Origin of the sequence: Catenibacterium mitsuokai, assembly GCF_025148785.1 — a bacterium.
Classification (GTDB): Bacteria; Bacillota_I; Bacilli_A; order Erysipelotrichales; family Coprobacillaceae; genus Catenibacterium; species Catenibacterium mitsuoka.
The window spans coordinates 1,550,914-1,566,351 of record NZ_CP102271.1 but is presented as its reverse complement, the minus strand read 5'-3'; the positions used below and the strand labels follow the sequence as shown (position 1 = coordinate 1,566,351).

Genomic DNA, 15,438 nt, shown 5'->3' with positions numbered 1-15,438 from the left:
AGGAAACAAGCCAATTTTAACATCATATATAAATGTTTCATAATAAATATAACCCCTTTCATTGGATGATAAGTTAATTATATCTATTATTTAAGAAAAATTTAAGGTGAAAGTACACAAATAATACACTTTTCTTTGTTAAGATAGTGCAATAGATTAAGGAGTGGTGGATATGAATGAATTAAAAGGCCTCTCACAACAAGAGGTACAAGAAAGAATAGAACAAGGACAAGTGAATTATACAGGTCAGTCTATTTCTAAAACAAAAAAAGAAATTGTGAAGCAGCATACACTTACATATTTCAACTTTCTAAATATATTTTTAGCTGTTTTGATTGTGATTTCAGGACAGCTGCAGAACTTAACTTTTATTGGAGTTATGGTAGCTAATACAATATTAGGTATCATTCAAGAATTCAAGGTTAAGAAAACTATTGATAAGCTAAGTGTTGTGACTGTAGAGAAAGTAAAAACATTACGTGATGGGACTTTGATAGATGTTCCTGTAGAAGAACTTGTTATGGATGATATTATTTTCTTGCAGGCTGGTAATCAGATTGGCACAGATTGCCAGGTTGTAGAAAATCATGCATTAGAAATCAATGAATCTCTTTTGACTGGAGAATCAGTGCCTGTTAAAAAGAAGGAGAACGATGAAATATATGCAGGAACCTTCGTTGTGGCAGGAAGTGGTTATGCAAAAGTAATTCGTGTAGGGAATGCGAACTATTCTACAAAGCTAGTGAACCAAGCTAAACATAAGAATCTTGCATCTAGTGAGATGAGAGATTCTATTGAGAAGATTATCAAGGTTATGAGTATTATTATTGTACCTGTAGGTATACTACTTTTTAGAGCACAATATAAAGCCATGCCGAATGATTTTAATACAGCCCTTGTTAAAACGGTAGGCGGTGTTATAGGCATGATCCCTGAAGGACTTGTCCTTCTTACTTCTTTATCTTTTGTATTAGGTGTTGGTCGTCTTGCAAAAAAGAAAGCTCTTGTTCAACAGATGGAATCTATTGAAGCGTTAAGCAGAGTTGATGTACTATGTCTTGATAAAACAGGGACTATTACAACAGGTGAACTTAAAGTTAAACATATTGTTCCTATTAGTGATCAATATACGCGTGAGATGATTTGCGATATTATGGGTTCATTTGCTTTCTTAGTAGATGATATTAACCCGACACAGAATGCTTTAATGAATTACTTCACTAAAAATGATAAATATCATAAGAAATCAGAAGTACCATTCTCTTCAGAACGTAAATATCGTGCCATTACTTTTGATGATGATCGTTCTTTTGTGTTAGGTGCTCCTGAATTCTTGACTGATAATAAAGAAATCTTAGATCAGGTCAGGGGTTATTCTGAATTTGGATTACGTGTATTACTGTTAGGAGAAGCAGACTATTTAGAAGAGGGACATTACCATTCTCTTACTCCAGTTTGCCTTATTACTATTAGTGATATCATTAAAGAAGATGCACACGATACATTTGATTATTTTAAATCTCAGGGCGTTTCTATCAAGGTCCTTTCAGGTGATAACCCTCTTACAGTTTCTCGTGTATGTACCCTTGCAGGGCTTGATAACGCAAATAATTATATGGATGCTTCGACTCTCCCTGATACTGTAGAAGAAATGAAACAAGTATTAGGAGAAACATGTGTCTTTGGACGTGTTAAACCAGAACAGAAACAATTGATTATCAAAGCTTTCCAGGAAAATGGTCATGTTGTTGGTATGGTGGGTGATGGTGTCAATGATGTACTTGCGATTAAGGATGCAGATTGTGGTATTGCGATGGCCAATGGAGCAGATGCGGCTAAGCAGGCAGCACATATTGTATTATTAGATTCTAACTTCAGTTCAATGAAGGAAATTGTAAACGAAGGTCGTGTCATCATTGCGAATATCGAAAAGGTCAGCTCACTCTATCTGACTAAGACTATTTATTCTACAATTCTTAGTCTGATCTTTGGATTCTTCTGCTTAACTTATCCATTTACGCCTTTCCAGCTCTCTTTAGTAAGTGGTATGGCAATTGGATTACCATCATTCATTATTACTCTTGAACACGATACAACAATGAGTTCTAAGGGCTTCTTAACACATGTGATTCATACAGCACTTCCATGTGCTTTAAGTGTTGTAGTGCTTGTATTGTTTAATTTTTTATTAAAGTGGGTGTTCTTCTTAAATGCGAAATACTTTTCTACATATAGTTTCTTAGTGACTATATTTATTAGTTTTATTGTATTATTTAAGGTTTCTAAACCACTCAATTTTTTAAGAAAGTTTAATATTGGTTTAAATATCCTACTTACTATTGGTTGTCTTTATGCAATTCCAACCTATTTTTATATGTATCCTATTACGGACTTACGTGTTATTATAGTAGTAGCTTTTGAATGTGTTGTTGCTTATTATTTAGTCGCACTTATTACAAAAGCATTAGATAACATAACTGAATATAGACGTTGGAAGAGGGAGAAGCATGGATAAAAAATATTTTTTCTTTGATATTGATGGCACTTTGACAGATATTAAAACAGGTATTCCGGTAGCAAGTGCCTTAGAAACAATTAAAAAATTACAGGATAAAGGACATTTTGTCGCAATTGCGACAGGACGCGCCTATTATAAAACAAAAGAAACAGCTAAGATGCTAGGTATTCATAATCTTGTATCTAATGGAGGAGCTGCTTTGATTTATAATGATGAGTTAGTTACAAATAGTCCGTTAGACAGAGAAAAGGCTCTTGCACTTATTCATGAAGCAGATGAAAAAGGCTTTGGAGTATTAATTGCTGTTAATGATAGTATTGATGTCGTGATGAAGGATGAACGCTTTATTGAACAGGTAGGAGAAAGACAGGAACCAACTCGTTATATTCTTGATAAGTCATTAAACTATGATGATTTGAAGGATATCTATAAGATTTATATTGCAATTCCAGAAGACAAAGAAGAAGAACTTACTCTAAGAGATACAGTAGGTCATATCCGCTTTGTACCGCCTTATCTCACTTATCAGCATGATGCAAAAGAAAAAGGTATCATTAAGATGATGGAGTATTTAAAGGCTGATATTAAGGATGTTGTTGTTTTTGGTGATGGTGAGAATGATCTTGTTATGTTTAAGAAGGAATGGACATCTATTGCGATGGGTAATGGTGTAGAAGACTTAAAGAAAAAAGCAGATTTTGTCACAAAAGATTCTACTGATGATGGTATAGAGTATGCATGTCGTCATTTTGGATGGATTGATTAAGAAGGAGTAATCCTTCTTTTTTTATATATAACACAAATACATGTATAGATAATTATAAAACAACTAAATAAACTTCTGATATTAATAAGAATACTTGTATACAATCCATGAATAATGTGATAGAATAGATTCAACCTTCAAAAAGGAGTTGATGATATGGATCAGAATATAAAAGATTGTTTTAAAAAATCTTTAGATGAGACAGCTATCCCTGGTGAGCTTTATAAGAAGTATTCTGTAAAGAAAGGCTTACGTAATGAAGATGGTACTGGTGTATTAGTTGGTCTTACAAATATATCAGATGTAGTGGGGTACAAGAAGGTTGATGGTGAAAAAGTTGATGACTATGGTACATTGTATTATCGTGGTATCAATGTGAAAGACATTGTGGAAAATGGAAAAGGACGCCGTTTCCTCTATGAAGAAGTGTGCTTCTTGATTCTATTTGGCTATTTACCAAATAGAGAGGAATTGGAGCATTTTAAGAAGATGATTAGTGATCATTACACCTTGCCTGAAAGATACCTAGAATTAAATATTTTGGGCTATCCAGAGAAAAATCTCATGAACAAGCTACAAAGAGAAGTATTGATGCTTTATAGCTATGATGATGATCCAGACAATGTAGGCGTATTAGAAACATTATATAAGGGAATTGATTTGATTGCGAAGATTCCTGTTATTGTTAGCTATACATATCAATCAAAGGTCCATCATTTTGATAAGGGATCTATGATTATTCATCATCAGAATTATGATTATTCTATTGCTGAACAGATTTTATATTTATTAAGAAGAGATGGTACATTCTCAAATAAGGAAGCAGAAGTACTTAATACTGCACTTATTCTTCATGCAGACCATGGTGGAGGTAATAACTCTACATTCACAAATGTTGTTATATCTTCTACTGGTACAGATATTTATTCAGCTATTTCTGGTGCTATTGGTTCTCTAAAAGGTCCAAAGCATGGTGGGGCAAATTTAGCTGTTAAGAAGCAGATGGAACTTGTTATTAACGAAATTGGTATACAAGCTTCAGAACTTCGTATTAGACAGATAGTCCAGGACATCTTAGATGGGGACTTTAATGATCATACAGGACTTATTTATGGTATTGGACATGCCGTTTATACACTAAGTGATCCACGTAGTGAAATCTTAGCAAAACAATGTGAAGAACTATCATATGAAAAATTCAGACATGATGAATATGAATTTTATAGAAAATTCTCAGCTATTGCGATTGAGGAAATCTATAAAAGAAAAGGAATTCATGTTTGTACAAATGTCGATTTCTATAGTGGTTTAGTATATGATATGCTTGGTATTCCTGAAGATCTCTATACATTACTCTTTGTAATTGGAAGAACAGTAGGGTGGGTCGCTCATAATATTGAATCTAAGCTTTATAGTGGACGAATTGTTAGACCTGCCACTAAATTTGTGGGAGAACTTAAAGAATATAAAAATATCGAAGATAGATAGGGAAAGTGCGACTAAAATCGCATTTTTTCTTTTGTTTTCAATAAAAACACTACACTTTTGAACCAATAAATGTTACTATCTTTATAAGGATGTTGTCCTCTTAAGGAGAAATATATGGTTGTTTCCTATTTATTGACAATATGTGGTTCTTTAATCATAATTATTGGAGCTGCTGTATTTATTATTGGAAAACACAGCAAATAAACCACTCCGGCTTAATTTTAAAATTAAGTCGGAGTTTTTAGTTACTTAGTATTTCAGTTTTCACCTAATGCGAGTCTACGTCGCCTCTATCGTATAGGCCACTTGTAGCCACGACGTTACTTTTAGACAGTATATTTAATGCGCCATTAACATCTGCATTCAGCACTTGCCCACGATATATTCTCTTACCATTGAAATGATATTATATCACTGTTATAGATTGGTATTGCATTTCTTATCCCAGAGGCTGCCTTTGAGGTGTACGATTCTTCTTGCATTACAAGCAGGATGCCATTTTATTTACAGAGATATTCAAGCTTATCTTGAAGCATCTCATAGGGGATATCAACAAAACTCTGATGCTTGCTTTTACTTATATAGGAATCCTTCTGAAATGTTTTGCTATAGTTCACAACAAGTATTCCTATATCGTTATCAAGACAATAATTGATCCCAATGCGTGCAGTTTTGTTCATGTAGTCTTTGATTCTATTGTTGCGCTTACGTGCTATTGTCTTTTGGTCAGCTTATTGGGATAGTTCTGTTTTTCCTTGATGGATTCTAATCGTGCATTCTCCTGTCAATCTCGAAAAAGAGTTTCCTATACTTTTATTCTAGATCACCCAATTAAAAGTACAAAAAAAAGCGCCAAAGCGCTTTTTTGATTATTTTACTTTATGAATCCAGTTGAACTTATCTGGAAGTTTACCCCATTGGATACCTGTTAAAGTATCATATAATTTCTGAGTTAATTCACCAGTCTTGAAGTCGTTGATAAGAACTTCTTCACCCTTATAACATAATTCACCTACTGGAGAAATAACTGCTGCAGTACCTGTACCCCAAGCTTCTTTTAAAGCACCAGTACGTCCTGCTTCCATTAATTCATCAACACTTAGATGACGTTCTTCTACTTTATAGCCCCAGTCACGAAGAATTGTAAGCATAGAATCTCTTGTAACACCTGGAAGTACTGAACCTTCAAGAGGTGCAGTGACTACTGTATCGTTGATTAAGAACATGATGTTCATAGAACCAACTTCTTCAACATACTTTCTTTCCTGACCATCTAGCCATAATACCTGAGTATAACCATGTTCTTCTGCTTTAACCTGAGCAGCAAGTGAACCAGCATAGTTACCACCACATTTAGTGAAACCAGTACCACCCTTAACAGCTCTTACAAATTCATCTTCAATCCAGATCTTAACTGGTGCAACACCTTCAGGATAATAGTTTCCAACTGGTGTTAAGATAATAACAAATTTATATTTATTGGCTGGATGAACACCAACACCTGGTTCAGTCGCAAACATGAATGGACGAATATATAGAGAAGTTTCAGGTGCAGTAGGAATCCAATCCTGTTCATACTTAACAAGAGTTTCTACTGCTTCTACGAAGTCTTCTTCTGGTAATTCAGCCATACATAAACGTTTGTTTGAGTTTCTCATACGTTTTGCATTCATTTCTGGACGGAATAATTGAACATTTCCTTCAGGATCACGATAAGCCTTTAATCCTTCAAAAGTTTCCTGTGCATAGTGAAGAACCATTGTGGCTGGATCCATCTGAATTGGAGCATATGGTACAATACGTGCATCATGCCATCCTTTTTCTGAATCCCAATCATATACAAACATATGATCTGTAAAATATTTACCGAAGCCAAGATTTGACTGATCTGGCTTTTCTTTAAGAGTCTTTGCTCTTTCTACTTTGATTTCCATTATTAAAATCCCCCTTTAGAATTGTTCTCATTATAGTACTATCATTTACTAGATGCAATACAAAATGAGGAAATAATACAAAACAATTTATATAATTTATGGAAAACAGAAAAATAACACTAAATCACTTTAACCTGTAAACTCTTTTCTAATAATGTCAAGGCTGCTTTTTCTAGGTTTTCATCAAAAGAAGCACATCCTTTTGTATCTACTTCAATTAAAGCTTCAGGAAGCGCACTCTTAATCATAATACAATTAGAAATAACACAAATATCAGTCACTACTCCTACTACTCTTACTTCTTCATAAGCTGTATCCTTTAATAAGTTCGCAAGCATTAAAGATGGGAAAGTATTTTTTTCAATCACTGTATGATTTCTACTTAAAGACTGCAATTCTCCATAAAGTTCATGTCCTTTAGTCTGCGAGATACAGTGAGGAACAGGTAAATTCTTACCTTCCTGTGTTTCTAGATAGTTATTAAAGTGTGTATCTTTAGTAAACCAGACATCTTCACCTTCTTCTTCATATTTCTTTACTAATGAAATGATATAAGGGGCAATCTTGGGTGCTTTTTCAAATCCAAGTGCACCATCCACAAAATCATTCTGATAATCTACAACAACCAGTAGTTTCTTGCTCATGATGAAACCTCCTTTTTTATTTATTATAAACCACTTTCATATGTTATAATAGGGGACAGAGAGGTGTTTTTTATGGATAAGAATTTATTGGGTATGTATGATTTGAAAATTGAAAGATTAAAGAAAGCATTAGAAAGAAATAACATGACTTGTGAAGTATTTAATACTGAAGAAGAACTTCATGATTATTTTAAGACAATTTTCAAGGACCAAAAGGTAGTGGCAGTAGGTGGCTCTATGTCACTTGATGAAATGCATGTATTAGATTTAGTGCGTGCAAGTGATGTCAAGTTCCTTGATCGTTATGCTAAAGGATTAACTAAAGAAGAAATCAACGCAATACATCATGAAGCATTTAATGCGGATATTTATTTAACGAGTACCAATGCAATGACAACAGATGGCTGTTTATATAATATTGATGGCAATGGTAATAGAGTGGCCGCAATGATTTATGGACCTAAGGATGTTTATGTCGTTGCAGGTGTCAACAAGATCTTTGAAACAGAAGAAGAAGCCATTGATCATATAAAGAACGTGTCAGCACCAGCAAATGCAATCAGATTAAACCGTCAAACAGGCTGTGCTGTTACTGGTAAGTGTGTGAACTGTATGGCAGATCAAAGAATCTGTGCATCTTATGTCAAACTTGCACGTCAAAGAAACAAGGATAGAATTCATGTAATTATTATGAGACAGGAGTTAGGTTATTAATATGAAAGCAGGAATACTATGTCCTATCTCTACACTACCATCGTCTTATGGTGTAGGAGATTTTGGAAAGAACGCATATACATTTGTGAATCAACTAAAGAAATCAGATATAAAGATCTGGCAGATCTTACCACTTAATCCTTTAGCATATGGTAATTCACCTTATCAGCCTTATTCATCTTATGCGGGTGATGAACTTTATATTGATTTAGAAGACTTAGTTAAAGATGGATTACTTGAAAAAGGAGAACTAAAAACATTTAATAAACAGGCTGAAACAGTGGAATATGAAGCTGTACGTGCACATAAAGAAGACTTATTAAGACTCGCTTATAAAAGATTTGAATTTAATGATGATTTTAAGCAGTTTGTGGAAAACAATAAATGGGTTGAGGGTTATGCATTATTTCGTACCTTTAAATTAACAAATGAGGGAAAGCCATGGACAGAGTGGCATGAGGAATATAAGGAGTTCCCTAAACATCAGTCTTTTGAATTATTACCTTTTGAAAAAGAAATCAATTATCAGGAGTTCCTACAGTACTATTTCTTTAAACAGTGGTATGCATTAAAGAAATATGCGAATGATCAGGGTATTATGATTATAGGGGATATGCCTATTTATGTAGGATTAGATAGTGCTGATTGCTGGTTGGATCAGGAAGACTTCTTATTAGAGGAAGATGGCACACCTTCATTTGTAGCAGGTGTACCACCTGATTATTTTAGTGAATTTGGACAGAGATGGGGTAACCCTATTTATGACTGGGATCATCTAGAAAAGACAAATTTCAAGTTCTGGATTGATAGAATTCATAGTGCAAATAAGCTTTATGATGAAGTACGTATTGATCATTTCCGTGGATTTGATACTTATTGGAAGATTCCAGCATCAGAACCTACTGCAGTAGTAGGGGAATGGGTCGAAGCACCAGGCTATGCACTATTTGACAAATTATTTGAAGAGTATCCAGATACACATATTCTTGCTGAAGATCTAGGATTATTAAGAGATGAAGTGTATGAACTAAGAGATCATTATAATTTCAAGGGTATGTATATCTTCCAGTTCCATTATAAGGATGAATTTGATTTTGATAAGGTTGTTGTATATAGCGGTACACATGATAATGATACATTAATGGGATGGTATAGTAATCTTGATGAAGATACAGCAAAGGAAGTAGATTTACTTCTTGAAGGTTATAAAGAACGTAAGAAACATCGTCAAATGATTCATTATTGTATGGATTTACCTGCTGAGTCTGTCATTATTCCTGTATGGGATCTTCTAGGAGAACCAGAAACATCACGTTTTAATACTCCAGGTACAATTGGATCTCCTAACTGGGAATGGAAGATGTCTCGCTTTACAGAATTAAATAAGGAAATGAAATTCATGAAGAAAATCATTCATGATACGAATCGAGATGAAACTCTATGAAAAGAGCTCTTGTATTAAGTGGCGGAGGATCAAAAGGTGCTTATGAAGCAGGTTTCTTACTTGCTGCAAAAGAATTAAACCAACATTTTGATATTGTGACAGGAACTTCTATTGGTGCTCTTAATGGTGCGTTAGTCGCTATGGGAGACTATGAAGGATTAGAGTATACATGGAATATATTAGATATGGATCATGTTTTTAATAATGCCCCTGATTTGACTGATTTAAAAGATGACTTTATGACAACTTCTTTATTTAATAAGGAAGAGGGAAGTAACTTGTCTGAACTCAAAGAATCCATTGCCCAGCAGACATCACTGGCACAATCTTTTTTAAGATACTATTTCAAAAACAAAGGGGCAGACAATACACCTTTTGTCGAACATTGTCGTGGATTAATGGATGAAGAACGCTTATTGTCTTCACCTATTGATTTTGGTATATGTACAGTGCAGTTTCCAAGCATGAAAGCGTGTTATAAGACAAAATCTGAAATGGAAAGAGGACATATGCTTGATTATTTACTTGCAAGTAGTGCCTGCTTTCCTGTCTTTCCAATGACAGAAATAAATGGTAATAAATATATTGATGGGGGATTTAGCGATAACCTGCCTATTGATCTTGCCTTAGATATGGGTGCCGATGAAATAGTCGTAGTGGATATGCATCTCGTTCCAGTTCATCCACAATATCTTAATCGTCCTTCTATTCTTTATTCATGTCCACCAGTTGATTTAGGTGGTTTTATGGACTTTAATAAGGATGCACTAGAAAGAAATAAGCGTTTGGGCTACTTAATGGCTTATAAGCTATTTGGAAATTACGAAGGCAATCAGTATACTTTTCTTCCTTCAAATCAGACAGTATTTCATGATTACTATAAACAATTATTGATGATGGAAAAAGAAATGAGAGGATTCTTTAATAGTAATTCTTCAGAACTGACATCTTTATTATTAGAAGCCAATCATCAAATGATCTTAAATCTCAAAGACTATACATATATTACTTTAGATTTTATTGGAGAATTAATGGACTTTGATGATTTAAAGGTTTATGCGTTTGAAGAATACAAAAATATGATTCGTCATGCATTTGAGAAATATATGGAGAAGGATTATTTCCCTCAGGAATTAAGTCTGACAAAGGTGAATCTATCTTTCTTACAAAATCATCTCAACAGAGAATCAATTGTGGGATTCTTTCTACATCAAATGAAATACAAGGAAGCAATGGATATGAAGTCGTATTATACGTTCTGTAAAAAGGAACTAATGATGGCTTCACTCATTTATTTATTAATAGGAGGTTTAACAGATGAACATCATTAAAAGACAATATCAGAAAGATGATTTAAAAGACGTGGTTTCTCTTTTTAATGAAGTGATTGAAACAGGACTTTATCTTGAAGAAGACACACCTGTTCTTGATGATTTTATTGAATCAGCATCATATTGTGGTGTGATGCTTGATGATCATCTATTAGTAGGTGCTTATTTGATTAAATCTTTAGGAACTGGACATTGTAAGCATATTGCAACCTGTTCATATGCAATTAAAGCTGACTATAAGAAAGAACTAGATAGTCTGATTAAGGACTCTTTGGAACAGGCATTTAAAGCTGGATATGCAATTATGCAACTAAATACAGTCACTAAAACATTAAAGACAGTTTTAGATACAGTAGGCTTTAAGAGTTTAGGAATGATTCGTGATGGCTTTAAAACGTCTAAAGGTGATTATGATAACACTTATGTTTTATATCGTACTCTAGATGAATCTGTTTTAGAATGTAAGGAAAAACAGGACCCTATATCTATTGAAATCAGTCATATCTCAAAGAAGATTCAAAATAGAGGAATTTATTGGATTGTATCAGAAGTCAAACATTATCGTATACAAACAAAAAGAGAATACTCTACTTTTGATTATCGTGATCTTCATTATCAATCAGAAGAAGATATTAAAAAATTTGTAGAAAATATTTTCCATAAGTATTATATTGAGAATGAAAAAAATCACGATACTGTGCATGTTTTATCCGTTCATACATCTAAGGATGATGCAGTAGCTGAATGGATCAAAAGAGATGATCTAGAATTACAGAAGCAGATGACAAGCATGCATAGTTTTTCAAAGGGAGTTAAAGTGTGAAACAAAAATCAATCAAAACGTATAAAAAAAGACAAACTTAAAAACAAGTTTGAGTAATTTAGAAAAAATAGAATAATTGAATATTATTGTTTAGTTAATTTAGAAACATCAAAACCTGATTTCTTAAGAAACTCAATTGCTGATTCTTCTGTTAAATCTTGTTGCTTTATGGGTGGCTTAGGATTTCTAAATGATTCATAATCTGAAGGATTAAATGTCTCTCCAGTAAGAATCATATGGTATATACTGACAAGCATCATTCTTGCAATTGCGATAATGGCTTTCTTGTGGCCTCGTCTCTTTTTGATACGAGAATACTTGATTCCAAAATAGCCCTCCTTATCTTTGATTGCTCCAAGAGCACACTGAACTAATAAAGGTTTTAAATATTGACCTGCTTTAGAAATACGAACTGATTTTTTCTTATTAGCACTTTCGTTATTTGCAGGTGCTAATCCAGCCCAACAGGTTAGTTGTTTATCTGATTCGAATTGTTTCATATCTACTCCGATTTCTGAAATAATAAGAATTGCAGATAAAGTGCTGATACCTGGTAGTTGGGTGATGTGCATGAATTGATCGAACATTGGTGCTGCACGTTTCATCATTTCGATTTCACAGTTATCAATATGGACTTGTAATTCTTCCATATGAGTCATTGACTCATTCATTTTAAACCTTTGATCAGTTTCGATATTGCAGTGTTTAATGGAATCTAGAATCTTATCTTTATTTTTACACGATCCATGGATACATTTCAAAATTTTCTCATCTTCAATGATATCTGACTCAAGTACTTCTTTCATGATTGCTTGTGCAGACTTTCCAAACGGATCTGAAAATACAGAACCAATACCGATATTGGAAACTGTCATACAGTTTTGATATCGATTACGTTCAGAGGAACGCATTCCAACCAATTTATAGCGATAGCGAGATATCTCTCGTAAAGCTCTTATTTCTTTGGGCGGTATAAAAGAAAATTTGATTAGATCATGTTTAAATAAATCACAGATCCATTTTGAATCTTTCTTGTCAGTTTTCTTCCCTTTAATTGCTTTGACATATTTTGGATGAGTTAAGTAAATATTGATTTCATCTTCTAAGATGTTGAAAATTGGAATCCAATATTTACCAGTAGATTCCATGCATGCATCAAAGCATTTGTGATTAATGAGCCACTGTTTAAGATTCAGTAAATCAGGGTTTAAAGTTGAAAACGTTTCTTGGATGTATTCGGTAATACGAGTTTTCTTATTAGTAATACCGATTGTAGCCACAATGATATTCTTGTGAACATCCATGCCACAGCAGATTGGTCTAACAATCTTCATAAAAAAAATCTCTCCTTTCATTGAAAGAAGAGAAGTGGCATTGACTGCTATCTAAGCTAATCACTCAGTTGATTGTACAATCATAAGTGTCCTGGCTCTAAGTCCAACTTATTTGTGCTTGAAAAGATAGCGGCGACTTATAACAATTCAGGATATTCTATTTGAGTAGAATTGCCTACTCACCCCCACGTGCTCTGTAGTATACCACCTCTCTTTGATTATACTATTATATCGAGATGCACACTAGAGTTTTGGTGGATTTGAGTTTGGTTATATATTTGTGTCCGCGCAACGAAGGCGCGGGGAAATGGAGAAAATAATGAAGGAACTGAATTACAAAAGAATTGGAATTTATCTTCTTGGATTATTGATTTTAGGCTGTGGTATTGATCTCAATACAAAGACACAATTAGGTGTGTCACCCATCATCTCTGTAGCCTATAATATCGCCTATCTCACTCATATTCCTATTGGTGTAATGACTTTTATCTATTATGTTTTACTTGTCATTATTCAATGGATTTTACTCGGTAAGAAGTTTGATTATTTTCAATTCTTACAGATTCCAGCCAGTCTTGTCACAAGCCTCTTTATTCAGATATTTTATGGAGTTATTCCTGTCGCTTCTAGTTATTCATCACGTTTAATGATGCTTATTTTTGCGATTGTAATTACGGGTATTGGGGCATCACTCACTGTAGGTATGAAAATAGTACCTAATCCTGCAGATGGCTTAGCAAGTGTTATTGGAGAAAAGTGTCATAAAGGATTTGGTTTTGGTAAGAATCTCTTTGATGGTATTTCTATTATCATTTCACTTATTATAGGCTTTGTCTTTACAGGTGGCATTTTGGGTATTGGACTAGGAACCGTGATTTCTATGATTTTTACAGGTCGAGTTATTGCTGTGCTTGAAACAAGTATTTCTAGATTATATTCTTCTGTCACAGAAATAGAGTTTGTTGAGTGAACTACCTCGACTTAATACTCCGTATTTGAAGTCAAGGCTTCTAGGATGCTTACGCATCCGTTTAAGAAGATTGATATTTAAGTCTCCACCTATCGCTAGGCAATCCTTATTCTTATAGGCGTGTCCACTTCGCCTCTACTGTATAGGATGTTTACATCCACAACTCTACTTTTACGCATGATATTTAATACACCATTCACATCTGCATTCAGAACTTGTCCACTGGCTGTTCTATACTGTCCACGATGTATTCTCTTTCCACTGAAATGATATTCTTCAGTATCATCACTCTTATAGACTGGTATGACATCCTTATCCCAGAAGCTTGCTTTTGATGTATAGGACTCCTCCTGCATTACAAGTGTGATGCCATTCAGTTCACAGAGATATTCAAGCTTGTCTCTCAGCTTTCCATATGGAATATTGACGAAAGTCTGATTGTTTCTTCTGCCTATGTTGGAATCCTTCTGAAATGTTTCATTATAGCCCACAACAAGAGTTCCAATATCATGATCGATACAGTAATCAATCACCCTGCGTGCAGTCTTGTTCATGTAGTCATTTATTCTATTGTTGCGCCTGCGTGCTAATGCCTTCTGTCTGTTGGTCGGCTTCCTGCCATAGTCCTGCTTATCCTTGATGGACTGTAATCTTGCATTTTTCTTGTTGAACCACTGGTTAATGGACTTCAGTCTTCTTCCATCGATGATGAATGTTTCACCTTTACTTGATACTGCAGTGACAAGATTATTGATACCTAGATCTAATGCCAGTGCATTTGTTGTATTGAGATTCCTTTGAATGCATTCAGCTTCATAGGTATACTGAATTTCAAAGAACCTGGCATCTGCCTTTGGTATGATACGTATTTCCTTCACTTTCTTATCAAGCAGTATAGGTGGAATAGTAATCTCAACAGCCTTATGTGTCTTTCTGAAGCTGTTTGAATATGGAAGTATGAGCTTATTCCCTTTAAGTCTTACAAATCCAATGACAAGTGTAGTATATCCATCCTTCGGAAGATAGCGTGGAAGTCTGCAGTCCTTAAGTGCATACTTTCCCTGCTTTGCCTTTTTAAGAAGACCAAAGAATGATTTAAATGAGCCATCTACTTCCTTCAGTATCTGCTGTGCCATATTGGAATTAAGCGTTCTATAGTTATCAGACGACTTCAGAAGTGCATAGTTCTTCTCATAATTGAGATACTTGCCTTCTGCAAAGTAATGCTGTCTGATGTTATAGATTGCCTGATTAGTAAGATTCTTTGCAATATGACATAATTCCTTGATGGAACGATAGTCTTCCTTGGACAGATGCTTTACCTGCTGCTTGACTGTAAGATACATATATTTAGCCTCCTTTCTGTAGATTCAGGAAAAGAAGTTTCCTATATGTATTATACTATTTCTTACTCCAAATTTCTCTATCAGATGCATTAACGGCATTCATCCCCCACCTATATTCTATATTGA

At 34.2% G+C, this 15,438-nt stretch carries 12 protein-coding genes; 8 read left to right on the top strand and 4 right to left on the bottom strand.

Features of this window, described 5'->3' with window-relative positions; translation table 11 throughout:
* Nucleotides 1-172: 172 nt before the first annotated feature.
* The 3 genes from NQ499_RS08015 to NQ499_RS08005 all read left to right on the top strand — a co-directional run bounded on the left by NQ499_RS08015 (nt 173) and on the right by NQ499_RS08005 (nt 4,772).
* Nucleotides 173-2,515, top strand: a complete 2,343-nt coding sequence (locus NQ499_RS08015; protein ID WP_006507053.1) for an HAD-IC family P-type ATPase — start codon at nt 173-175, stop codon at nt 2,513-2,515.
* On the top strand, nt 2,508-3,284 hold the full coding sequence (locus NQ499_RS08010) for an HAD-IIB family hydrolase (protein WP_006507054.1): 777 nt from the start codon (nt 2,508-2,510) through the stop codon (nt 3,282-3,284). The genes NQ499_RS08015 and NQ499_RS08010 overlap by 8 nt, the downstream gene beginning before the upstream one ends.
* A gap of 156 nt (nt 3,285-3,440) precedes the next feature.
* Nucleotides 3,441-4,772 carry a citrate synthase gene (locus NQ499_RS08005; RefSeq protein WP_006507055.1) on the top strand — a complete coding sequence of 444 codons (1,332 nt, stop codon included), beginning with the start codon at nt 3,441-3,443 and terminating at the stop codon, nt 4,770-4,772.
* Between the two features lie 869 nt (nt 4,773-5,641).
* Here the strand turns inward: NQ499_RS08005 and NQ499_RS08000 are convergent.
* Together NQ499_RS08000 and NQ499_RS07995 are read right to left on the bottom strand one after the other, a co-directional pair.
* Complete coding sequence (locus tag NQ499_RS08000; protein ID WP_006507057.1) at nt 5,642-6,706, bottom strand: branched-chain amino acid aminotransferase; 1,065 nt, start codon at nt 6,704-6,706, stop codon at nt 5,642-5,644.
* 119 nt (nt 6,707-6,825) lie between these two features.
* Entirely contained in the window at nt 6,826-7,350 is a 525-nt protein-coding gene (locus NQ499_RS07995) for a cysteine hydrolase family protein (RefSeq protein WP_006507058.1), read from the bottom strand.
* A 72-nt stretch (nt 7,351-7,422) separates the two neighbouring features.
* On the opposite strand from NQ499_RS07995, the gene NQ499_RS07990 reads away from it, so the two are divergent.
* From NQ499_RS07990 to NQ499_RS07975, 4 genes are read left to right on the top strand one after another with little or no spacing between them, the layout of a single operon-like run.
* Nucleotides 7,423-8,064, top strand: a complete 642-nt coding sequence (locus tag NQ499_RS07990) for a lactate utilization protein (RefSeq protein WP_006507059.1) — start codon at nt 7,423-7,425, stop codon at nt 8,062-8,064.
* 1 nt (nt 8,065) lies between these two features.
* The gene (malQ, locus tag NQ499_RS07985) at nt 8,066-9,508 is read left to right on the top strand and encodes a 4-alpha-glucanotransferase (protein WP_006507060.1); all 1,443 of its coding nucleotides are present in this window, start codon (nt 8,066-8,068) and stop codon (nt 9,506-9,508) included.
* Nucleotides 9,505-10,839 (top strand): patatin-like phospholipase family protein, encoded by a 1,335-nt coding sequence (locus NQ499_RS07980; RefSeq protein WP_006507061.1) that lies wholly within the window; start codon nt 9,505-9,507, stop codon nt 10,837-10,839. Before malQ ends, NQ499_RS07980 begins: the two co-directional genes overlap by 4 nt.
* Nucleotides 10,826-11,662: a hypothetical protein gene (locus NQ499_RS07975; protein WP_259848477.1), complete on the top strand. Its 837-nt coding sequence runs from the start codon at nt 10,826-10,828 to the stop codon at nt 11,660-11,662. The genes NQ499_RS07980 and NQ499_RS07975 overlap by 14 nt, the downstream gene beginning before the upstream one ends.
* A gap of 83 nt (nt 11,663-11,745) precedes the next feature.
* On the opposite strand, the gene NQ499_RS07970 is transcribed toward NQ499_RS07975, so the two are convergent.
* On the bottom strand, nt 11,746-12,996 hold the full coding sequence (locus NQ499_RS07970; RefSeq protein ID WP_259848476.1) for an IS110 family RNA-guided transposase: 1,251 nt from the start codon (nt 12,994-12,996) through the stop codon (nt 11,746-11,748).
* A gap of 319 nt (nt 12,997-13,315) precedes the next feature.
* Between NQ499_RS07970 and NQ499_RS07965 the strand changes: the two genes are divergently transcribed.
* Complete coding sequence (locus tag NQ499_RS07965) at nt 13,316-13,966, top strand: DUF6198 family protein (protein ID WP_259848475.1); 651 nt, start codon at nt 13,316-13,318, stop codon at nt 13,964-13,966.
* Between the two features lie 95 nt (nt 13,967-14,061).
* Here the strand turns inward: NQ499_RS07965 and NQ499_RS07960 are convergent, their stop codons facing one another.
* Complete coding sequence (locus NQ499_RS07960) at nt 14,062-15,312, bottom strand: RNA-guided endonuclease InsQ/TnpB family protein (RefSeq protein WP_259848474.1); 1,251 nt, start codon at nt 15,310-15,312, stop codon at nt 14,062-14,064.
* Nucleotides 15,313-15,438: the final 126 nt, after the last annotated feature.